Source organism: uncultured Granulicatella sp. (genome assembly GCF_963515615.1).
Taxonomy (GTDB): Bacteria; Bacillota; Bacilli; order Lactobacillales; family Aerococcaceae; genus Granulicatella.
Genome location: NZ_CAUPZT010000009.1, coordinates 1 through 23,285 on the forward strand (window position 1 = coordinate 1; position 23,285 = coordinate 23,285).

Sequence of the window (23,285 nt, forward strand, 5' to 3'; positions counted from 1 at the left end):
GTTTCAGAATTTTATAGTGCTTTCTTCTATTTTTGAGACTTTTTGCCCAGCCTCTCGGCAAGCTCGTATATTATCCGACAAATATCATGTGATATTACCAACACTTAATGGTCACGGAGAAGAATATCAAAAAGAGTATATTTCAACTGAAAATTCCGCACAGCAAATTATGAACTATATAAAAAATAATTGTGATGGAAAATTGTTTGCTGTGGGTGGTGTTTCTTTGGGAGGTCAAATTGCTATTGAGTTATTATCACTAAATAGTGATATAGCTCAGAAAGCAATAATAGACGGTAGTATATGTATTCCTCAGCCAAAGCTGGCAAGAGTTAGTACAATTATTGTAAAATTATTCGGAAAACTTATGTTTAGCAAATATGCAAGTAAAATTCAGTTGAGTTTAATGAAAAAAATGTATCCCAATATGGCTTATTCGGAAGAAATAGAAGGCTATTATATGGAGGATATGCCAAGGATTCCGATTAAAACATTGGTGACTATGTATCAAACATATATGGGAGAATATAGGCTTAAAAATTCTATTACAGAAAGTAAATCACAGGTTCTATATATTTATGGTGAAAAAGAAATGGGTTGCGTTAAGGAATCGGCTAAGCTGTTTCAAAAAATGCATCCTAATTGTACTGTATATGAAGCGAAAGGATATAACCACGGTTATCTATCGGCTTATCTGCCTTTGGAGTGGATGAATTTGGTTAATCCATTTTTGGAAAACGATGTTCATTATAATAACTAAACTATGAAGTTATATAATAGTTCCTAGGTTTGTCGACTTCTCATAAATTTTGTTTAAAAAGTATTATCAGTGAAAAAAAAGCAAATACAATATAAAAGAAAGCAGAAAAATCTTTTTGTAGCCAAGAGACTCGCAAGCGAGGCTACTGGCAACCTCGCAAACAAAAAGTATTTTTTGCTTTCTTTTATTACGTAAAAAATGTATGCACTTTCTTATAAACATGCGAAGAAAGTCTCTCAAAACCTTGACAAATCGCTAATTTCACGCTAAAATAATGTAACGCAATAAGTGTAACTATAGTCTTGCGGGAAACTGAAATATTGTCCAGAAATCCCGTGAATATAAGGAGAAACAAAAGAATGAGCACTCTTTTTAATAAGGGATAAAGAAGTTCTTTTGGTTTTTTTTTGTTCTAAAACGACTTACAGGCAGCATTTGTTACGAAAATTTAACAATGTAATAAATTTGTAATATTTATTCATAAAATTACGATATAGGGGTGGAAGAGTTGGCACATCATGATGTGAAATACGGTAAACACCGTGTGCGTAGAAGTTATGCACGAATCAGTGAAGTATTAGAATTACCAAATCTAATTGAAATTCAAACTGATTCTTACCAATGGTTCTTAGATGAAGGGATTCGTGAAATGTTTAAAGACATCTCACCAATCGAAGACCATACAGGTAATTTATCATTAGAATTCTTAGATTATGAATTACATGCTCCAAAATATAATCTTGCTGAAGCAAGAAATCACGACGCAAATTATGCAGCACCAATTTATGTGAAAATGCGTTTAGTGAACAAAGAAACTGGAGAAGTAAAAGACCAAGAAGTCTTCTTTGGAGATTTCCCATTAATGACAGAAATGGGTACATTTATCATTAATGGTGCAGAACGTGTTATTGTATCTCAATTAGTACGTTCACCAGGTTCATACTTCCATGACCGCCCAGATAAAAATGGTAAAGCCTTATATGGCGCAACATTAATTCCTAACCGTGGTGCATGGTTAGAATACGAATCAGATTCGAAAGACATTTCATATGTACGTATTGACCGTACTCGTAAAATTCCATTAACTGTACTTGTTCGTGCATTAGGTTTTGAATCAGATGACACAATTTTAGAAATCTTCGGTGAAAGTGAAACATTACGTTTAACATTAGATAAAGATGTTCATAAACGTATGGATGAATCACGTACAGAAGAAGCCTTAAAAGACATTTATGACCGTCTACGTCCAGGAGAACCAAAGACAGCTGAAAGTTCACGTAACTTATTAACAGCTCGTTTCTTTGATCCACGTCGTTATGATTTTGCGGCAGTAGGTCGTTATAAAGTAAATAAAAAATTAAACTTAAAAACACGTTTATTAAATCAAACAGTTGCTGAAAACATCGTACATCCTGAAACTGGAGAAATCGTTGTTGAAGCAGGAACAGTTCTTGAAAAAGAAATTATGGAAAAAGTAGCTCAAGCATTAGAAGCAGGAGCAAACTTATTTACATTATATCCTTCAAGTGAAGGGGTTATCCAAGAGCCTGTAACGATTCAATCCGTTCAAGTGTATTCACCACAAGACCCTGAACGTATTATTAAAGTAATCGGAAATGCGAATATTCCAGATGAAATTAAATGCGTAACAGCAGCTGATGTTTTAGCTACAATCAGCTACTTCTTAAACTTATATGAAGGAATCGGCTCAACAGACGATATCGACCACTTAGGAAACCGTCGTATTCGTTCAGTTGGTGAATTATTACAAAACCAATTCCGTATTGGTTTATCTCGTATGGAACGTGTGGTTCGTGAACGTATGTCTATTCAAGATATAGCGACAGTAACACCACAACAATTAGTAAATATTCGTCCTGTAGTAGCAGCAATTAAAGAATTCTTTGGTTCATCTCAATTATCTCAATTCATGGACCAAACAAACCCATTAGGAGAATTAACACACAAACGTCGTCTATCAGCCTTAGGACCTGGTGGTTTGACTCGTGACCGTGCCGGATATGAAGTTCGTGACGTACACTATTCTCACTATGGTCGTATGTGTCCGATTGAAACTCCTGAGGGACCAAACATCGGGTTGATTAACAGTTTATCATCATACGCTAAAATTAATAAATATGGATTTGTTGAAACTCCATACCGTCGTGTAGACTGGAAAACTCATAAAGTAACCGATAAGATTGATTACTTAACAGCAGATGAAGAAGACCGCTATGTAGTAGCGCAAGCAAACTCACCATTAAATGAAGATGGAAGCTTCGTAAATGATGTAGTAATGGCTCGTTACGTATCAGAAAACTTAGAAGTTCCTGTAGAACGTGTAGACTACATGGACGTGTCTCCAAAACAAGTAGTTGCTGTTGCGACAGCATGTATCCCGTTCTTAGAAAACGACGACTCAAACCGTGCGTTAATGGGTGCCAACATGCAACGTCAAGCAGTTCCGTTATTAAATCCAAAAGCACCATTTATTGGTACTGGTATGGAATATGTAACAGCACATGACTCTGGGGTAGCTTTACTATGTAAACGTGAAGGTATCGTAGAATTTGTTGATGCAAATCAAGTACGTGTACGTACTGCAGATGGTTCATTAGACCAATATAATATTACTAAATTCCATGGTTCAAATGCTGGTATGTGTTATAACCAACGTCCAATCGTTTCAAAAGGAGACAAAGTAGAAGTTGGAGAAATCTTAGCAGATGGTCCTTCAATGGAACAAGGTGAATTAGCATTAGGACAAAACGTTCTAGTTGCATTCATGACTTGGGAAGGATACAACTATGAGGATGCGGTTATCATGAGCGAACGTCTTGTAAAAGATGACGTATATACTTCAATCCATATTGATGACTATGATTCAGAAGCTCGTGATACAAAATTAGGACCAGAAGAAATTACCCGTGAAATTCCAAACGTTGGGGAAGATGCATTGAAAAACCTTGACGAAAACGGAATTATCCGTATTGGTGCGGAAGTTAAAGATGGGGATATCTTAGTTGGTAAAGTTACTCCTAAAGGATTAACAGAACAATCACCAGAAGAACGTTTATTACATGCTATCTTCGGTGAAAAAGCTCGTGAAGTACGTGATACTTCATTACGTGTTCCTCATGGCGGCGGCGGTATCGTTCGTGATGTACGTGTGTTCACTCGTGCAGCTGGTGATGAATTAGCGCCTGGAGTAAACAAATTAGTTCGTGTATACATTGTTCAAAAACGTAAAATCAATGAAGGGGATAAGATGGCCGGACGTCACGGTAATAAAGGGGTAGTTTCTCGTATTATGCCGGAAGAAGATATGCCATTCTTACCAGATGGAACACCAGTTGACATCATGTTAAACCCATTAGGGGTACCATCACGTATGAACATTGGACAAGTATTAGAGTTACACTTAGGGATGGCAGCTCGTGAATTAGGCATTTACGTCGCAACACCAGTATTTGATGGTGCTCAAGATGAAGATGTTTGGGGAACAGTTGCAGAAGCAGGTATGGCTCGTGATGCGAAAACAATTTTATATGATGGACGTACAGGGGAACCATTCGATAACCGTGTATCAGTAGGGGTAATGTACATGATTAAACTTGCCCACATGGTTGATGACAAACTTCACGCTCGTTCAATTGGACCATACTCATTAGTAACTCAACAACCTCTTGGAGGAAAAGCTCAATTTGGTGGACAACGTTTCGGAGAAATGGAGGTATGGGCGCTAGAAGCATATGGTGCTGCATACACATTACAAGAAATCTTGACATACAAATCAGATGACGTTGTTGGTCGTGTGAAAACTTACGAATCAATCGTGAAAGGTCAACAAATTTCTAAACCAGGTGTACCTGAATCATTCCGCGTATTAGTAAAAGAATTACAAGCATTAGGTCTTGATATGAAAGTACTAGATGAAAATGATGAAGAAATTAAGTTAGAAGACATGGATGATGACGCTCGTATGAATTTCAATGATGTTGAAAAAATGAGTGAAAAGAAACGTATTTTAAATGAATATTCTGACCGTATTGCTGAACTTTCTTCAGATAAAGTAGAAGTTGAAGAAACAACAGTAGAAGAAATTGAAGAAATTCAAGAATCAGAAGATACAGATGTAACTTTAGACTAAGAATAACTATTGGAATCGTAGGGCAATTCCAAAGAAGAGGGAGGTTGGCCCCTTGATAGATGTAAATAATTTTGAAAGTATGCAAATTGGTTTAGCGTCTCCTGATAAGATTCGTGAATGGTCATATGGTGAAGTAACTAAACCAGAAACAATCAACTATCGTACTTTGAAACCAGAACGTGATGGTCTATATTGTGAAAAGATTTTTGGACCAACTAAAGATTTAGAATGTTCATGTGGTAAATTAAAGAAAATTAACAATAAAGGAAAAGTGTGTGATCGCTGTGGCGTTGAAGTAACTCGCTCAAAAGTTCGTCGTGAACGTATGGGACATATCGAATTAGCAGCTCCAGTATCACATGTTTGGTACTTTAAAGGAATTCCTAGCCGTATGGGACTTGTGTTAGACATGAGTCCTCGTGCGTTGGAAGAAATTATTTATTTTGCAAGCTATGTTGTTATCGATGCTGGTGACACAACATTGATGAAAAAACAATTATTAAGTGAACGTGAATACCGTGAAAAACGTATGGAATTCGGAACTCGTTTCCACGCAGCAATGGGTGCTGAAGCTGTTCAAGAATTATTAAACAATGTTGACTTAGAAGCAGAAATTGCAGAATTAAAAGAAGAGCTAAAAACAGCTCAAGGACAAAAACGTACTCGTGCAATCCGTCGTTTAGATATTTTAGATGCTTTCCGTGAATCAGGAAATAAACCTGGTTGGATGGTAATGGATGTTATTCCAGTTATTCCACCAGATTTACGTCCAATGGTTCAATTAGAAGGTGGACGTTTTGCAACAAGTGACTTAAATGATTTATACCGTCGTGTAATTAACCGTAATAATCGTTTGAAACGTTTATTAGAATTAAATGCTCCACGTATCATCGTTCAAAATGAAAAACGTATGTTACAAGAAGCGGTAGATGCTTTAATCGATAATGGTCGTCGTGGTCGTCCAGTAACAGGACCAGGTAACCGTCCATTGAAATCATTAAGTCATATGCTTAAAGGGAAACAAGGTCGTTTCCGTCAAAACTTACTTGGTAAACGTGTAGACTACTCAGGACGTTCTGTAATCGTAGTAGGACCAAACTTGAAGATGTATCAATGTGGTTTACCAAAAGAAATGGCGATTGAATTATTCAAACCATTCGTAATGAAAGAATTAGTAGAACGTGAAATTGCTGGAAATATTAAGAGTGCAAAACGTAAAATTGAACGTTTAGACGATGATATTTGGGCAGTTTTAGAAGAAGTGATTCGTGAACACCCAGTTCTATTAAACCGAGCACCTACTCTTCACAGATTAGGGATTCAAGCATTCGAACCAACTCTAGTAGAAGGTCGTGCAATCCGTCTTCACCCATTAGTGTGTGAGGCCTACAATGCCGACTTCGACGGAGACCAAATGGCGGTTCACGTGCCACTTTCACAAGAAGCTCAAGCAGAAGCTCGTTTATTAATGTTAGCGGCACAAAATATCTTAAACCCTAAAGATGGAAAACCAGTAGTTACTCCATCTCAAGATATGGTTTTAGGAAACTATTACTTAACATTAGAACAAGAAGGTCGTGTTGGAGAAGGTATGTACTTCAAAGACATGAACGAAGCAATGTTAGCATACCAAAATGGATATGTTCATTTACACAGCCGTATTGCAATTCACGCAAGTGCGCTTCCTCATAAACCATTTACAGAATGGCAAAAAGAACGCATGTTAGTAACTACAGTTGGTAAATTATTATTCAATGAAATTATGCCTGACGAATTCCCTTACTTAAATGAACCATCAATGGAAAACTTAGAAGTAGCTACTCCAGATAAATACTTCTTAGAACCAGGTTCAAATATTAAGGAAGAAATTGAAAAACGACCAATCGTTTTACCATTCAAGAAGAAAAACTTAGGTCAAATTATTGCGGAAGTCTTCAAACGTTTCCACATTACAGAAACATCAATGATGTTAGACCGTATGAAAGACTTAGGATATAAATATTCAACTCGTGCTGGTTTAACAGTAGGGATTGCAGATATTTCTGTTGCAGGAAATAAAAAAGAAATTCTTTCAGATGCACACAATCAAGTTGATGAAATTTCTAAATTATTCCGTCGTGGTTTGATTACAGATGACGAAAGATATGAACGTGTTATTGAAACATGGAATGCTGCAAAAGATGAAATTCAAAGTGCATTAACAAAAACACTTGGTTCTCGTAACCCGATCTTCATGATGAGTGACTCTGGAGCCCGTGGTAACATCTCTAACTTTACACAGTTAGCGGGGATGCGTGGATTGATGGCAGCCCCGAATGGTAAGATTATGGAATTACCAGTAACATCAAACTTCCGTGAAGGTTTAACGGTTATGGAGATGTTCTTATCAACACACGGTGCCCGTAAAGGGATGACGGATACAGCCTTGAAGACAGCCGACTCAGGTTACTTAACTCGTCGTTTAGTAGACGTAGCGCAAGACGTTATTATCCGTGAAACAGACTGTGGTTCTGATCGTGGTTTAACAATTTCAGCTATCCGTGAAGGAAATGAAATGATTGAAACATTAGAAGAACGTATGATTGGACGTTATGCTCAACGTTCTGTAAAAGATCCAGTAACTGGAGAAGTATTTGTTGGTCACAATGAATTAATTACAGAAGATATTGCTCGTAAAATTATGGATGCTGGTATTGAAGAAGTAACAATCCGTTCTGCATTTACATGTGATACGAAACATGGTGTATGTAAACATTGTTATGGACGTAACTTAGCAACAGGTTCAGAAGTAGAAGTTGGGGAAGCAGTTGGTACAATTGCCGCTCAATCTATCGGGGAACCTGGTACTCAGTTAACAATGCGTACCTTCCATACCGGTGGGGTAGCCGGAGATGATATTACTCAAGGTTTACCTCGTATCCAAGAAATCTTCGAAGCTCGTAATCCTAAAGGGGGAGCAACGATTACAGAAGTAACAGGTGAAGTTGTATCGATTGATGAAAATGCAGGAAGCCGTACGAAAGAAATCACAATTAAAGGTGCAACAGATACTCGTACGTATACTGTTCCATTTACAGCTCGCTTAAATGTTGAAGAAGGACAAACAATCCATCGTGGTGAACCATTAACATCAGGTTCTATCGATCCAAAAGAATTATTACGTGTTCGTGATGTATTATCAGTAGAAAACTACTTATTACGTGAAGTACAAAAAGTATACCGTATGCAAGGGGTAGAAATCGGCGATAAACACGTTGAGGTAATGGTTCGTCAAATGTTGCGTAAAGTTCGTGTAATGGATCCAGGTTCAACTGAAATTTTACCAGGAACATTGTTAGATATCGCAGACTTTACTGAACGTAACCGTTCTGCAATTATGAATGGTGAAGTTCCAGCGACTGCACGTCCAGTATTACTTGGTATTACAAAAGCTTCATTAGAAACAAACAGTTTCTTATCTGCAGCTTCATTCCAAGAAACTACTCGTGTGTTAACAGACGCATCTATTCGTGGTAAGAAAGACCACTTACTTGGACTTAAGGAAAATGTTATCATTGGTAAGATTATTCCTGCTGGTACAGGTATGGCTCGTTACCGTAATATGGAAACAAGCACTTCTACACCAGTTCAAACAGAAGAATTCGTTGAGGCTACTGAAGAGTTAGCGGAAGGAATTGTAACTGAAGGAACAGTGGAAGAAACAACAGAAGCTTAATAAAATAGAACTAGACTTCCTTAGAATAGTAGTATAGGACGCAAGCAGACCTTCGGTCTCATTGCTAAATTTTGAGCCTAAGGTCTCAAAATTTCCTAGTAAAAGTAGCCACAAAAGTGGCTGCTTTTACGCACACTACTATAGGAAGTCTTTTCTGTTGGACGTGAATTTATGAGAGAACGTAAGGAATTAGACTTCCTTAGAATAGTAGTAAAGGACGCAAGCAGCCTCGCGAAGCGAGTCTCATTGCTAAATTTTGAGCCTAGAGTCTCAAAATTTCCTAGTAAAAGTAGCCACTTTTGTGGCTACTTTTACGCATACTACTATAGGAAGTCTTTTCTTTTTGATTTTTTTAGCGAACGTTTTCAAAAAGTATAAAATTATGGTATAATCTTACAGTTAAGGTATTCAAATGATACCTATAAGGAGGAAGAGAGATGCAAAATTATTCAGAAGAAGGATTACAATATCATTTAAACATTCGTAAAGGAGATGTAGGTAAATACGTTATTTTACCAGGAGATCCGAAACGTTGTGCGAAAATTGCTGAACACTTTGAAGATGCAAAATTAGTAGCAGATAACCGTGAATATGTAACATATACAGGATACTTAGATGGAGAAAAAGTTAGTGTAACTTCAACAGGGATTGGTGGCCCATCCGCTTCTATCGCTTTAGAAGAATTAGTGAGAAGTGGTGCAGATACATTCGTTCGTGTAGGAACTTGCGGCGGAATTGATATCGATGTAAAAGGTGGCGATATTGTGATTGCTACAGGTGCAATTCGTACTGAAGGAACAACTCGTGAATATGCGCCAATCGAATTTCCAGCAGTTGCAAACTACGATGTCGTTACAGCATTATTACAAGCAGGGAAAACATTAGACTATACAACTCACGCTGGTATTGTTCAATGTAAAGATTCATTTTATGGACAACATGAACCAGAAGTAATGCCAGTTAGCTATGAATTACAACAAAAATGGGAAGCTTGGAAACGTCTAGGAGTAAAAGCTTCAGAAATGGAATCAGCAGCTTTATTTGTAGTAGCAAGCCATTTAGGTGTAAGAGTTGGCTCAACATTTTTAGTAGTAGGAAACCAAGAAAGAAATGCAGCTGGATTAGAAAATCCAATTGTTCATGATACAGAAGCAGCGATTACAGTTGCTGTTCAAGCATTACGTAACTTAATTGCACAAGATCGTCAAAAAGCATAAGGAAGGTGAATCACATGGAATTAAAAGAAATTTTAGCAACTGTTGATCATACCTTATTAACACAAAATGCTACGTGGAAAGAAATTCAACAAATTTTAGATGATGCGATTCATTATGAAACAGCTTCAGCTTGTATTCCTGCAAGCTATGTAAAACAAGCAACAGAGTATGTGAAAGGTAAATTACCGATTTGTACGGTTATTGGATTCCCTAATGGCTATTCAACAACAAGTGTAAAAGTTTTTGAAACAAAAGATGCCATTGCCAATGGAGCAAGTGAAATCGATATGGTCATCAATATTACGGATGTAAAAAATAAACGCTTTGACTTAGTAGAAGAAGAAATTCGTCAAATTCATGAAGCTTGCCAAGGAAGAATCTTGAAAGTAATCGTAGAGATTTGTTTATTAACAACAGAAGAATTGATTGGATTATGTAAAGTAGTGACTTGTGCAGGAGCAGAGTATATTAAAACATCAACTGGATTTTCAACAGGTGGAGCTACATTTGAAGCAGTAGCTTTAATGAAAGAACATGTAGGTCCTTCAGTGAAAATCAAAGCTGCAGGTGGAATTTCAAGCTTAGAAGATGCAGAAAAATTCATCTCATTAGGTGCTAGCCGTTTAGGTACAAGCCGTATTGTAAAAATCGTTAAAAATCAAGCAGTTGAAGAAAATAGCTATTAGAAATTTAATCAAAGAATGTAGGTTAAATCCTGTGAGTAAGAAATTACTTGCAGGATTTTTTGTGTTATAAGGGGATTGAAAATAAAAAAAGAAAAGAGTAGAATGAGATAAAGTTTAGGTATACCTAAAAATAGGAGTTGATAGAATGGGAGAATTATTTGAAAATAAAGTTTCTAAAACGATGCTAATGACACTACAAGCAAAAGCTTTAGAAGGTTCGCAAAAGAATCGGTTGTTTATTGATCAAAAAGCCGAAGAAATGATGAAGCAAGTTCCATCAATGGTAAAGGTTTCTTTTTTTGATCGAATTGGAGTTTGTTTAAGAACGAAATATTTTGATGATTGCTGCAAGAATTTTATTGAGAGTCATGAACATCCAGTCATCGTTCAATTAGGTTGTGGTTTAGATGATAGGCAAGGAAGAATTGGAGCAGAAGATATTCCATTTTTTAATGTAGACTTTTTAGATGTCATTACATTAAGACAAGAGTTTTTTGAAGAAACAGCTACTTCACAGATGATTGCTGACTCAATATTAGATGATAAATGGATTCAAATTGTTAAAGAACAATATCCAAAAGGAGACTACTTATTCATTATTGAAGGCGTGTTAATGTACTTTAATACAAATGATATTAAGGAATTAGCTTTAAGATTAGAAAGAGAATTTCATCAATATGAATGTTATTTCGATACGTTACAACATCATATGGTTGCTACTAAAAATAAACAAAAAGAATTTAGAGAACAAGGGGTTAAAATGCATTGGGGACTTTCTTCTCAAGAGGAGTTGTATGATTTGTTTGGTAAACATGCAGAATTATTGAGTTTAGATTATACAATGGCACAATATCCAAACCGATGGAAAGTAGTACATCGTATCGTTTCATTTATCCCGTTTATTCAAAAAGCCGCTATCTTAATAAAGATGAGAATTTCTAGATAGTATGTATTTAGAAATATAATATGATATTTATAGTAGTAAGAAACATAAAATGGAAATTTGAGACTATAAGCTCAAATTTCCATTTTTTTACTAATCTTTTCTTCAACTCTGGCAAGTTCTACAGAATCGGTTAATTCTAAGAACATAGGCGTCCCAACTTACCCTTTCTTCGCTAATAATGTCGCAAATCTGAATCGAAGACGATTGCCGTTTTCGTCTGTTTTGTGGAGTTCACCAAAGTCTTCATTATATTTTAAAATTTCCCAACCGGCATAATATTCTAGTAATTCACCTTCTTTGAATGTAAATGGAAAATTCAAAGGACAAGGTGTATCTTCAGTAGACATAGCAGCAACAATTAGATTATATCCACCAGGAGCTGTGTGTGATTGCATATTTTCAATAACATCTGAAATCACTTCTTCGTGTAAAAACATCAAGACAACTGTAGAGATAATCCAATTATATTGACCTCCAGGAATATCTGCAGATTCAATATCATACGGTTCAATTTCAAGTGAAAGTCCTTCTTGAGTAGCTACTTCTTGTAATTTTTGTAAGCTTGAAATATTCCAATCAAGTGAAGTAACATCGTATCCTAAAGAAGCAAGGTATAAACTATTACGACCTTCTCCACTTCCTAAGTCAAGAACTCGTCCTTTTGGAATAAGAGGCTGAGCAGCTAATACTTCGGAGTGAGTCTTTGTATAGCCATATTTTTTGGCAAAATAATCTTCTTTTTTACAGAAAAACTCTAAATAACATTTGATATCGTCACTTGTTCCTGCAATTCGATGCCACTGTTGTGGTTCAACTAGTGGAATAGGAGTAGTCGCATTTAATTGTACAGTATCAATGACACTACCATCTTCATTTAAAAATTCAAACGTAATTTCGCCTTTTAAAATATGAAGTTGCGCCCAAGTTCCAACCTTTGTATTATGCATTTTTTTAAAAGGTTCGGGTAAAGTGTCCAACGTCCATAGTGGCATTTTTTTATAAGAAATTAAATTATTCATGTATATCACCTCGTAAGTTTATTGTAGGGAAAACTATTGGAATATGCAAGAAAAAGGGTATAGGTAAAAATTATAATAAGTGATAGGAATCTAGAAATTGACTGGAACAGACTTTGCTGGTATTCTAGTTTCATAGTCATAACGGCACTGTGACAAGGAGAGTAAAAGTGAATCTATTTTAGAGAGTCTCGGTTTGCTGAAAAGAGATAATAGTTGAAACTTTGAAGATGGCCTTTGAGTGCTAATCGTTGAATCATGAGACGATTACGGGAAAGCCCGATACAGCTTATCAGTTAGAAAGATTAACTGACAGAGATAGGATTTGTGAAAATGCTATGAATAAAGGTGGTAACACGAGAGAACTCGTCCTTTGGTTGGTGAGTAAGACCAAAGAGCGGGCTTTTTATTTGCTTGAAAGGAGAAACAAATGATTGAATTAAAAAATATTGATGTAACATTTCAGCAATCAGGTAAAACGGTCGAAGCTGTAAAGCAAGTAAATATTACTATTGAAGATGGAGATATTTATGGCATTATCGGATACAGTGGTGCTGGAAAAAGTACATTAGTACGTACCATTAATTTATTACAAAGACCAACAAATGGAACAGTAATCGTTTCAGGAGTAGAGTTAACAAGTCTTAAAGAAGCTCAATTAAGAGATGCTCGTAAAAAAATAGGAATGATTTTCCAACATTTTAACTTGATGAATACTTTATCGGTATTTGAAAATGTTGCCTTTCCATTAAAACGTTCAGGATTATCTAAAGCGGAAATTAAGCAAAAAGTTGAGTCATTGCTACACTTAGTAGGATTGGAAGATAAGATTACTAGCTACCCAAGACAATTATCTGGTGGGCAAAAACAAAGAGTTGCGATTGCAAGAGCATTAGCTAATGATCCAGATGTACTACTATGTGACGAAGCAACAAGTGCATTAGACCCTAAAACAACTGAATCTATTTTAGAACTTTTGAAAAAAGTAAATGAACAATTAGGCATTACAATCGTAATTATTACTCACGAAATGCAAGTTGTAAAAGAGATTTGTAATAAAGTTGCTGTAATGGAACAAGGACTAATTATTGAGCAAGGATCAGTATTAGAAATCTTTACAAATCCACAAAAATCGTTAACAAAAGATTTTATTGATACAGCTACACATATCAATAAAGGAATTGAAACAGTTCTACAACATGAACATTTACTAAACTTAAATCCAGGAGATGTTCTTGCAAAAATTTCATTTGTCGGTGCTTCAACTGGAGAACCATTAATTACGAAATTATCAACTCAATTCCAAGTAGCAGCGAATATTTTATTTGCCAATGTTGAAGTTATTCAAGAAACAGCAGTTGGAACTTTACTAGTAGGATTATCTGGTGAAGCTGAAAATATTAAAAGAGCTCTAGAACATATTCATCAATCGGGTGTTCAAACAGAAATTTTAGATGAGCCAAAGGAGGTTGAGTAAGATGAACTTACACCAATGGTTTCCAAATATTGATGCACGTGTAACACAAGAAATCATTAAAAGTACAATTGATACATTATTAATGGTTGGAATTACAGGACTGATTGCTGGAGTGTTAGGGATTGCCTTAGGAGTCGTGTTAGTCGTTACTCGAGAAGGAAATATTTTAGAAAATAAAGTGTTATACGCTGTATTAGATAAAGTAGTGAACTTATTCCGTTCGATTCCATTTATCATTTTAGCAATGTTATTAATCCCATTAACAAGACTTATTGTTGGAACAACAATTGGAATTCCGGGGGCAATTGTACCACTAGTGATTGCAACTGTTCCATTCTTCTCACGACAAGTGCAATTAGCGCTTTTAGAGGTAGATAGAGGAGTGATTGAAGCTTCGGTAGCGATGGGATGTACACCATTAGAAATTATTTTCCGAGTGTACTTAAAAGAAGGATTGCCAAGTTTGATTCGTGCTTCTTCTTTAACAACAATCAGCTTAATTGGTTTAACAACAATGGCTGGCGCGTTTGGAGCTGGAGGGATCGGGAACTTAGCAATTTCAAGAGGATATAATCGGTTCCAAGGGGATGTCATCGTAGTTGCGACAATTATTATGTTGATTATCGTATTTATCAGCCAAGCAGTCGGCGACTTCCTAGAAAAAAGAGCCACGAAATAACAAGATACAAGACCGAGCGTTCTGAAATGAATCACTGGAGCGACGCACATAAAGCATCGTAGTGGCGTGGGGGTGGCGTGAAGTGGATGTCATTTCAGTGAGGTCGAGTTCAATTAAAACAAGATACAAGGCCGAGCGTTCTGAAACGAATCACTGGAGCGACTCGATTAGAATAAAATTTTAAAACAAGAAAGAGGAAATTATATATGAACATTAAAAAATTATTTGTAACAGCATTAGCAGGATTAACATTAGCAGCATGTGGACAAGCTGCACAAACTTCTTCAAACTCAAACCAAGCAGCAGATGCTAAAAAAGAAGCAAAAACAGTTAAATTAGGGGTAAACGCAGGAAACCATGATGTATGGGATGACGTTATTAAACGCTTAAAAGAAAAAGAAAACATCAATGTTGAATTAGTAGAATTTACAGACTATGTACAACCAAACCAAGCATTAGAAAATGGAGATGTTGACTTAAACTCATTCCAAACAATTATTTACTTAGAACGTTTCAACAAAGAACAAAATACTCATATCAAACCAATTGGATATACAGTAATTGCTCCAATGGGTGTGTACTCTAAAAAAATTAAAAACGTTAGCGAGTTAAAAGATGGCGATACAATTGCAATCCCAGAAGATACTTCTAACAACTCTCGTGCATTACGCTTACTACACGCAGCTGGCGTAATCAAATTAAAAGATGTAAATAACACATTAGCAACTAAAGATGATATTGTAGAAAATCCTAAGAAAATTAATATTAAAGAATTACCAGCTGGACAAACAGCTCGTGCTTTAGACGATGTGGCAGCTTCATTAATCAACAATGGTTTCGCAGTTGAAGCAGGATTCCAACCAACAAAAGATTCAATCTTTATCGAAGAAATCACAGATTCATCACAACCATATTACAATGTTATTGCTGCTAAAGAAGGTAACGAAAATAACGAAGTTTACAAAACAATCGTTAAATACTACCAATCACCAGAAACAGCTAAGAAAATTGAAGAAGTTTCAAAAGGTGCAAACGTACCAGTTTGGGAAAAAGCTTCTTTAAAATAATCGATTAATTAGATTATTGAACTATTTATTTTATCATCATTTATCTCCTAAGAGGCATGCTCGTCATGCCTCTTTATTACAATAGAAAGAAGGAATTTTAATGAGTACGATTAAAGAAAAAGCATTTGCCCTAAAAGAAGAGTTAGTAGTCTTAAGAAGACATTTTCACGAACATCCTGAAGCTAGTTTAAAAGAATATAAAACAGCAGAAAAAATTCAAGAAGAATTAACAACATTAAATATTCCGTTTGAAAAAATTGCAGATACAGGAACATTAGCTATTATTAAAGGAGAAAAAGGAGAAGGGAAAACAATTCTTCTTCGTGCAGATATTGATGCCTTAGAATTACCAGATTGTACGAATAAATCGTATTCTTCGAAAAATGAAGGATTAAATCATGCATGTGGTCATGATGCTCACATAGCAATGGGATTAGGGACAGCAAAAGTATTAAATAGTATTAAAGATACATTTGCAGGAACAGTGTATATTGCTTTTCAACCAGCTGAAGAAATTGGAGCAGGTGCAAAACAATTTGTAGCTTCAGGAAAAATTGATTCAATTGATGAAAGTTTTGCTATTCATGTGAATTCAGGATTACCATTAGGTTCATTTGCAGTTCAAGGCGGACCTGTGAATGCCTCTTGTGATATTTTTAAAATTAACGTTAAAGGAAAAAGTTCGCACGTAGGTCGTCCTCATTTAGGGCATGATGCATTAGTGACAGCTAGCGAAATCGTTGTTGCGCTGCAAACAATTGTTAGTCGTGAAGTGGATCCAGGAGATAGAGCAGTAGTAGGTGTAGGAAAATTATATGCAGGTACACGTTATAATATTGTCGCGAATGATGCTTTATTAGAAGGGACAATTCGCGCCTTTAGTCATACTACAAGAGCTCATTTAAAAGAAGCAGTAACAAGAATTGCACAAGGAATTGCGGCTACACATCGTTGTGAGGTAGAAATTGATTGGTATGATGCAGCGGCTCCAGTGATTAATACTCATGAATTAGCAGAGAAATTTCAAACAGTTGCTCAATCCATTGATTCGATTAATAATATTATTACCAAATATGAATTAACAATGGGTGCGGATGATTTTGCAGATTATTTAGTTGGAAAACCAGGAGTATATGGACTTTTAGGAAGTCAATCAAGTGTAGAAACAGCTTATGGTCATCATCATGAAAAATTTGATATTGATGAGGCTGTTTTACCAATTGGAGTGGAATTAGAAGTAAGTTATATTTTAAATCGTTTAGCAAATTAGAAGTAGAACAATATGGAAGAAAAAATTTTGAGTATTTTAGAAGAAATTTGCGAAGATAAAGTTGTCTATGAAGATAAGGATATTAATTTAAAAGAAGAAGGATTGATGGATTCATTAGCGTTTGTAGAATTATTGGTAAGGTTAGAAGAGTTTGGACTTGAAGTAGCTCCTACTGAAGTGACTTATGGGGAAATTGATACGCCGAATAAGATTATTGAATATGTGAAAAAAAGAATATTAAAATAAATCAAAATCACCATAAAAATTACAGTAATCACTCCAGCAGTATATCAATCTTAGCAGCTCTAGGATTAGTAGTACCAAAAGGTAAAAAAAGAAGATAAATAAAAACTGAATTCTTAACTAAAAAAGGATGAGAGGTATTGCCCATCATCCTTTTTTTGTGTTTTTATAATCCTTTTAAGACTTCTTCAATCGTTGCTTTATCTTTTACTTCATCGATAACATTTTTGATTTTTCCTTCTTGATCCACAAAAATCATGGTTGGAATGGAATGAATTTCTAATGCTTTTTGGAAGCTTTTTTCTTTGTCTGAGTAATAGTTGAATGCTAGTCCTTTTTCTTTTAAGAAGGCTTGTGCTTTTTCAGGAGTTTCTCCTTTAACGAGTAAGTTGACTAAGACGAATTCAATAGAATCTTGATATTCTTTTCTTAATTCATTTAGAATAGGGAGTTCTTGCTGACAATTTGGACACCAACTTGCCCAAGCGACATAGACAATTTTCTTTCCTTTAAAATCAGCAGGAGTTTTTTGCTGAGTATCTGCTGTTTCAAATGTGAAGTTCGGTAAAACTTGTCTAATTAAATCAGTAGTAGTTTTTTCTTTTGAGGTAGTGGTTGTAGCAGTTGTCGTACTAGTGTTAGTTGTAGTTGACGTTGTTTGGCAACCGGCAGCTAGTACAAACAGACTTCCGAATAGAATAGAATGAGTTAGGATTTTTTTGTAGTTTTTCATAAAGTATCTCTCCTTTAAAACGTTACGTTCATTGTATCACATTGGTGGGAACAAAAAAAGGAACCTTCTCATGAAGATTCCTTTGACTATGATGATTATCCTTGAATACTGAAAGTATATTTGTGACCTTGAGTTAAGCTATGGTAGAAGCCTTTTCCTTCATATAATTGGAATACTTGTACTCCAGCACGTTGTGAATCATCTGGATACACATTTTTAACAAATGGATTTCCTGCTAAGATTTCTTCTAATCCTTCTTTTCCGATTTCACGAACTTTTCCTTCGATACGAATGACTTGAATTAAGTAGTCATCGTGTGAAAATGCAGCAATTGCAACATTTGGATTTTCTTGTAATTGTTTGTAGAAATGAGTTTCTGGGCTTGTCATAAAGAATACCCCATGTTCATTTGCAACACCGATATGAATTGGACGAGAATGAGGTTTTCCGTCTTTATCCACGGTAGCAAAAATAGCTACTTCCAAGTCTTCTAAAATGCTTAAAATTTCTTCTGTATTCATATTAACACTCCTTATTTAATAATTGTTTTATTTGTTTCTCGATTGATAAGGGAGAAGTAGTTGGTGCAAATCTTGCGATGACTTCTCCGGATACATCTATAAGGAATTTTGTAAAATTCCATTTAATCGAACTGCCTAATAGTCCTTTGGTTTCTTCTTTTAATAGTTTGAATAATGGATGAGTTTCTGGGCCATTAACGAGTACTTTTCCAAACATTGGGAAAGTGACTTGATAATTGAATTGACAACTTGAAGCAGCTTCCAGTGCGCTTAATGTTTCTTGATTACCAAACTGATTACAAGGGAATCCTAGAACGCTAAATCCTTGTTCGTGGTATGTTTCGTATAAGTTTTGTAATTGGGCAAACTGTGGAGCTAATCCACATCCGCTAGCGGTATTGACAATGAGAAATACTTGCCCTTTATAGGCTTCTAATGTACTTGTTCCATCTAAAGTAGGAATTTCTATTTCATAAATTGACATGACTTCCTCCTATATTAAATGATAATGTTTTAATCCTTGAATAATGCCCCCTTTATCGTTGTCAGCACAAACATAGTTTGCTTTTTCTTTTAAAAGGGGAATAGCATTTCCCATGGCGATAGCAATATCAACTTCTTGGAACATTTCTAAATCGTTGGCGCCATCTCCAAAAGCGTATGTCATGATAGAATCCGTATTTAAGGTGTGGATTAAGGCTCGAATTCCTGTTGCTTTAGAATTTCCAGCGGTAATAACATCCAATGCATAAGGAAAATTCCGGATAAATCTTAATTCTGGAAAAGCTTGTTGATAAGCTTCATCATTATTATCTCTTGAAAGTAAGAGCAACATATTAATGGCTTCTTCTTTATAAAATGTTGGAATAATATCCGGTGCTGGTGTATGAATATATTCATAGGCTTCTTTGGCAAATGGGACTGATTCGATCATTTTAAAGGCATTAACATTATAACATGTAATTCCATGATGATTTTCTTTTGCAAATTGCAGCAGTCCTTCAATCGTTTCTTTTGGAATTTCATGATGAATCATTAATTCACCTTTGAAAATAACGACTTGTCCATTCATAAAAATTCCAGAATGAATGTTCGTAGAGCGTATTACTTCCGAAACTTCGATAGGAGATCTTCCTGTTGCAAGAAGTGGTTCATATCCGTTTTTCTTTAACTGTTGAATCGCTTCTATAACTTCAAGGTCGACTTGACCTGTTTTATTTAAGAGAGTTCCATCCAAGTCAAAAAACACTAAACCTTTCATAAAAACCTCCTTTTCATATTACGTTCATTATATCACGAAAGTGGAGGGAATAGGTGTTTGATGCTTAAAAAATCACCTTACACTAAAGAAATTAAGGGCAATTGGTAGTAATTACGCTATTTTTATGGTAGAATTGGAAAGAATATTAATAGAGGAGGAAGATCCTTTGTATCAAACAATTTTAACATTGATGATTATTATTAGTGTGTTACTAATTATTATTGTAGCTATGCAACCATCGAAAACAAATGCAGCAAATTCATTATCAGGCGGTGCTGAGCAATTATTCGGAAAAACAAAAGCACGTGGATTTGAAGCATTCTTAATTCGAGTAACTGTTGGATTAGGAGCAATCTTTATGATTTTAGCAGTAGCCTTAGCGTACATTTCATCAAAATAAAAATGATTAAGCACAATGTTGAAGGAGTATCTCTAAGACATTGTGTTTTTCTATATGGAAAATATCAATTAAAGGTAGGAGTGAACAACTTGGAAACAATTTGGTTAGAGGAAACAACAAATAAACGGGCGGTTATTTTATTTCATGCATATACTGGGAAACCAACAGATCTGAGAATGTTAGCTTCCTTTTTACATCGTCATGATTATGCAGTTTATGTACCAGCATTTAGTGGACATGAACATTCAAATGCGTGTGAAATTTTAAAAGAAACACCAGAAAAATGGTATGAAGATGCAAAACAGGCAGTTCAATTTGTGAGAAATCAAGGGTATTCAACGATTGCTGCACTAGGATTATCGATGGGTGGTATTATGGCAGCAGCACTCGCAACTGATCAATTAGTGGAAATTGCGGGAACATTTTGTTCTCCTGTTTCAAAAAGAAATGCGCAATTACCAGATTTATTAAAGAGTTTTATAGCTTTTGCTACTCATTCTGGGATGTGTGAAGATGAAATGTTCACATTAGGGAAAAAAGCAAAGCAACAATTATTAGAGTTACATGATTTTTCAGCTAAAGTGGCAGAAAAACTAGAACAAGTGACAGGTCCTTTTTATATTGCGCAAGGGGAATTAGACAGATTAGTCGATCCAGAAGTATCAATTGAGATGAAAGAAGCATTAGTGAATGCTGCTGTTGATTTTCATTGGTTTGAAAAATCAGGGCATGTTATTACAGTCGGAAAAGAAAAAGCAGAATTTCAACAATCTGTATTAGAATTTTTAAACCAACAAGAATGGAGGTAAGAAATGAGAGAATCATTGAGAACTATTTTGGTGTCCTTTTTTGAGGAATATACACCAGAAAGTTTTTATGTAAAAGAAATTAGTGAACATTTTGGGATGAATCAATCTCAAGATTTTAAAATATTAGTAAAAGAATTAGCCGCTTTAGAAGAAGAGGGCGTTTTAGAATTAAATCGAAATGGAAAGTTTGGATTGAATCCTTTGAATCAAACATTAAAAGGGACGTATCGTGCCAATGACAAAGGATTTGGATTTGTCACAGTAGTCGAAGGAGAACCAGATATTTTCATTCCTCGTGGAGATACGATGAGTGCAATGGATGGGGATGAAGTAGAATTAGTGATTACAGAACCAGCAGATAGCTATCGTCAACGCTCTGCGACAGGGAAAATTGTCCAAATTATTCAACGAAATACGACTCAAGTGGTAGGAATTTATACTCGATTTAGTTCTGAAACTGCTGAAGATACAGGATATTGTGGTGAAGTAGTCGTTAAAGATAAAAAATTAGCAGGCACTCGCTGTTTAATTCGTCCAAATGGATTGCATCCAGTAGATGGAACAGTGGTTATTGTAGAATTAACGAAATATACGAATGAAAAAAATCGTTCTTCATTAGAAGGAATTGTTGTCAAAGAAATTGGGTATAAAGATGCCGTAGGAATGGATATTTTAATAATTTTACAACAATTACATATTCCAACAGAATTTCCACAAGAAGTGATAGACCAGGCTAATCTTGTTCCTGAAGTCATCACAGATGAAGATCGACAAGGGCGTAAAGATTTACGTGAACAATTAACGGTGACAATTGACGGGGCAGATGCCAAAGACTTAGATGATGCCGTGGCATTAACAAAACGTGAAGATGGAACATTTGAATTAACCGTTTCGATTGCGGATGTATCCTATTATGTAATAGAAAATTCAGCCATCGATAGAGAAGCATTTGAACGTGGAACAAGTGTGTACTTAACAGACCGAGTCGTTCCAATGTTGCCACAACGATTATCAAATGGAATTTGTTCATTACATCCACATGAAGAGCGACTAACGATGTCTTGTCGTATGGAAATTGACCGTAGTGGAACGATTTATCAATATGAAATTTTCCCAAGTGTCATTCGTTCAGACATGCGATTAACGTACAGTTTAGTGAATGAATTGTATGAAAAAAAAGAAGTAGAAATTCCAGAAGAAATTCAGCAAATGTTGTTAGATATGAGAGAATTACATCATATTTTAGAAAGGCGAAGAAAAGAACGTGGAGCGATTGACTTTGAAACGCATGAAGCAAAAATTATTGTGGATGAACAAGGAGTACCAATTGATATTCAAATTCGTGAACGTGGAGTTGCAGAACGATTAATTGAATCGTTTATGTTAGCAGCCAATGAAACAGTGGCGATGCATTATCAACGCAGAAATATTCCATTTATTTACCGTGTCCATAAACAACCACAACAAGAAAAAATGCAACGTTTCTTAGAGTTTGTCACAGCATTTGGCATTAATATTAAAGGAACAAGCGACACCATTAGTCCGAAAAAACTGCAAAAAGCTTTAGATGAAGTAAAAGGGGAAACATATGAAGCAGTTGTATCGACAATGATGTTACGTTCTATGAAACAAGCTAAATATGATATTACACCTTCTGGACATTATGGATTAGCAGCAGAAGATTATACTCACTTTACTTCACCGATTCGTCGTTATCCAGACTTAATTGTTCACCGTATGATTCGTCAATACGAAGGTACTGGAAGTTTCTTATCGAAGCAACAAGAAGAATTAAATGCTTCTAAATTAGAAAGAATTGCGGATCAATCGAGTAAAATGGAACGTTTAGCAGTTCAAGCAGAACGTGAAGTAGATGCGATGAAGAAAGCTGAATTTATGGCTGATAAGATTGGACAAGAGTTTGAAGGAATTGTTAGTTCCGTTACCAAGTTTGGAATGTTTGTGGAATTGCCAAATACTGTTGAAGGTTTAGTGCATATTACGCATATGAATCAAGATTACTTTAACTTTATTGAAAGTCATATGGTCTTAATTGGTGAGAGAACAGGAGTAACTTATCGAATTGGAGATCGTGTTAAAGTAAAATTAATTAAAGTTGATGTAGAAGCGCATGAAATTGATTTTATTTTAGCGGCGGATAATGCAGATTTGATTAATCAAAACAAACGTCCAATTAAAGGAAAAGAAGCGCCTAAGAAAACTGCGAAAAAAGAAAGCAGAAGTAAAAAATCAAAGAGGTCTTCCAAAAATAAAGGAAGACAACATTTTAAAGCGCAAGCAAAGCAAAAGCGTAGAAAAAAACATTCGTAAGGAG

General features: G+C 35.4%; 19 protein-coding genes and 1 other annotated feature. Of the genes, 14 read left to right on the forward strand and 5 right to left on the reverse strand.

Annotation, left to right across the window (positions count from 1 at the left end; translation table 11 throughout):
* Nucleotides 1-13: 13 nt before the first annotated feature.
* The 6 genes from RYL55_RS02715 to RYL55_RS02740 all read left to right on the forward strand — a co-directional run bounded on the left by RYL55_RS02715 (nucleotide 14) and on the right by RYL55_RS02740 (nucleotide 11,474).
* A complete protein-coding gene (locus tag RYL55_RS02715) occupies nucleotides 14-760 on the forward strand; it encodes an alpha/beta hydrolase (RefSeq protein WP_315007114.1) in 747 nt (248 codons plus the stop codon).
* 508 nt (nucleotides 761-1,268) lie between these two features.
* Complete coding sequence (gene rpoB, locus RYL55_RS02720; protein WP_315007048.1) at nucleotides 1,269-4,910, forward strand: DNA-directed RNA polymerase subunit beta; 3,642 nt, start codon at nucleotides 1,269-1,271, stop codon at nucleotides 4,908-4,910.
* Nucleotides 4,911-4,962: 52 nt separating this feature from the next.
* Nucleotides 4,963-8,625 carry a DNA-directed RNA polymerase subunit beta' gene (rpoC, locus tag RYL55_RS02725; RefSeq protein ID WP_315007050.1) on the forward strand — a complete coding sequence of 1,221 codons (3,663 nt, stop codon included), beginning with the start codon at nucleotides 4,963-4,965 and terminating at the stop codon, nucleotides 8,623-8,625.
* Between the two features lie 437 nt (nucleotides 8,626-9,062).
* On the forward strand, nucleotides 9,063-9,842 hold the full coding sequence (gene udp / locus RYL55_RS02730) for a uridine phosphorylase (protein WP_315007052.1): 780 nt from the start codon (nucleotides 9,063-9,065) through the stop codon (nucleotides 9,840-9,842).
* Between the two features lie 14 nt (nucleotides 9,843-9,856).
* Nucleotides 9,857-10,528 carry a deoxyribose-phosphate aldolase gene (deoC, locus tag RYL55_RS02735; protein ID WP_315007054.1) on the forward strand — a complete coding sequence of 224 codons (672 nt, stop codon included), beginning with the start codon at nucleotides 9,857-9,859 and terminating at the stop codon, nucleotides 10,526-10,528.
* A 145-nt stretch (nucleotides 10,529-10,673) separates the two neighbouring features.
* Nucleotides 10,674-11,474, forward strand: a complete 801-nt coding sequence (locus RYL55_RS02740) for a class I SAM-dependent methyltransferase (RefSeq protein ID WP_315007056.1) — start codon at nucleotides 10,674-10,676, stop codon at nucleotides 11,472-11,474.
* Nucleotides 11,475-11,632: 158 nt separating this feature from the next.
* Here the strand turns inward: RYL55_RS02740 and tehB are convergent, their stop codons facing one another.
* Nucleotides 11,633-12,493 (reverse strand): SAM-dependent methyltransferase TehB, encoded by an 861-nt coding sequence (gene tehB / locus RYL55_RS02745; protein ID WP_315007059.1) that lies wholly within the window; start codon nucleotides 12,491-12,493, stop codon nucleotides 11,633-11,635.
* A gap of 140 nt (nucleotides 12,494-12,633) precedes the next feature.
* Nucleotides 12,634-12,867, forward strand: a binding site (T-box leader).
* Between the two features lie 53 nt (nucleotides 12,868-12,920).
* Between tehB and RYL55_RS02750 the strand changes: the two genes are divergently transcribed.
* The 5 genes from RYL55_RS02750 (at nucleotide 12,921) to dltC (ending at nucleotide 17,229) form a co-directional block, all read left to right on the forward strand.
* A complete protein-coding gene (locus RYL55_RS02750) occupies nucleotides 12,921-13,967 on the forward strand; it encodes an ATP-binding cassette domain-containing protein (protein ID WP_315007060.1) in 1,047 nt (348 codons plus the stop codon).
* 1 nt (nucleotide 13,968) lies between these two features.
* Entirely contained in the window at nucleotides 13,969-14,646 is a 678-nt protein-coding gene (locus tag RYL55_RS02755; protein WP_315007063.1) for a methionine ABC transporter permease, read from the forward strand.
* Between the two features lie 206 nt (nucleotides 14,647-14,852).
* Complete coding sequence (locus RYL55_RS02760; protein WP_315007064.1) at nucleotides 14,853-15,713, forward strand: MetQ/NlpA family ABC transporter substrate-binding protein; 861 nt, start codon at nucleotides 14,853-14,855, stop codon at nucleotides 15,711-15,713.
* A gap of 100 nt (nucleotides 15,714-15,813) precedes the next feature.
* Nucleotides 15,814-16,983 (forward strand): amidohydrolase, encoded by a 1,170-nt coding sequence (locus RYL55_RS02765; protein WP_315007066.1) that lies wholly within the window; start codon nucleotides 15,814-15,816, stop codon nucleotides 16,981-16,983.
* A 12-nt stretch (nucleotides 16,984-16,995) separates the two neighbouring features.
* Nucleotides 16,996-17,229, forward strand: coding sequence for a D-alanine--poly(phosphoribitol) ligase subunit 2 (gene dltC, locus RYL55_RS02770; protein WP_315007068.1), 234 nt, complete (start codon nucleotides 16,996-16,998; stop codon nucleotides 17,227-17,229).
* Between the two features lie 163 nt (nucleotides 17,230-17,392).
* Here dltC and RYL55_RS02775 read toward each other — a convergent pair whose 3' ends face one another.
* The 4 genes from RYL55_RS02775 to RYL55_RS02790 all read right to left on the reverse strand — a co-directional run bounded on the left by RYL55_RS02775 (nucleotide 17,393) and on the right by RYL55_RS02790 (nucleotide 19,741).
* On the reverse strand, nucleotides 17,393-17,959 hold the full coding sequence (locus RYL55_RS02775) for a TlpA disulfide reductase family protein (protein WP_315007072.1): 567 nt from the start codon (nucleotides 17,957-17,959) through the stop codon (nucleotides 17,393-17,395).
* 95 nt (nucleotides 17,960-18,054) lie between these two features.
* The gene (locus RYL55_RS02780) at nucleotides 18,055-18,480 is read right to left on the reverse strand and encodes a pyridoxamine 5'-phosphate oxidase family protein (RefSeq protein ID WP_315007074.1); all 426 of its coding nucleotides are present in this window, start codon (nucleotides 18,478-18,480) and stop codon (nucleotides 18,055-18,057) included.
* A gap of 1 nt (nucleotide 18,481) precedes the next feature.
* Complete coding sequence (locus RYL55_RS02785) at nucleotides 18,482-18,964, reverse strand: glutathione peroxidase (protein WP_315007075.1); 483 nt, start codon at nucleotides 18,962-18,964, stop codon at nucleotides 18,482-18,484.
* A 9-nt stretch (nucleotides 18,965-18,973) separates the two neighbouring features.
* Nucleotides 18,974-19,741 carry a Cof-type HAD-IIB family hydrolase gene (locus tag RYL55_RS02790; protein ID WP_315007077.1) on the reverse strand — a complete coding sequence of 256 codons (768 nt, stop codon included), beginning with the start codon at nucleotides 19,739-19,741 and terminating at the stop codon, nucleotides 18,974-18,976.
* A gap of 166 nt (nucleotides 19,742-19,907) precedes the next feature.
* On the opposite strand from RYL55_RS02790, the gene secG reads away from it, so the two are divergent.
* The 3 genes from secG to rnr all read left to right on the forward strand — a co-directional run bounded on the left by secG (nucleotide 19,908) and on the right by rnr (nucleotide 23,281).
* Entirely contained in the window at nucleotides 19,908-20,141 is a 234-nt protein-coding gene (gene secG, locus RYL55_RS02795) for a preprotein translocase subunit SecG (RefSeq protein ID WP_006703884.1), read from the forward strand.
* Between the two features lie 80 nt (nucleotides 20,142-20,221).
* Nucleotides 20,222-20,950, forward strand: a complete 729-nt coding sequence (locus RYL55_RS02800; protein WP_315007079.1) for an alpha/beta fold hydrolase — start codon at nucleotides 20,222-20,224, stop codon at nucleotides 20,948-20,950.
* A 3-nt stretch (nucleotides 20,951-20,953) separates the two neighbouring features.
* Nucleotides 20,954-23,281: a ribonuclease R gene (gene rnr / locus RYL55_RS02805; protein WP_315007081.1), complete on the forward strand. Its 2,328-nt coding sequence runs from the start codon at nucleotides 20,954-20,956 to the stop codon at nucleotides 23,279-23,281.
* The last annotated feature ends 4 nt before the right edge of the window (nucleotides 23,282-23,285 follow it).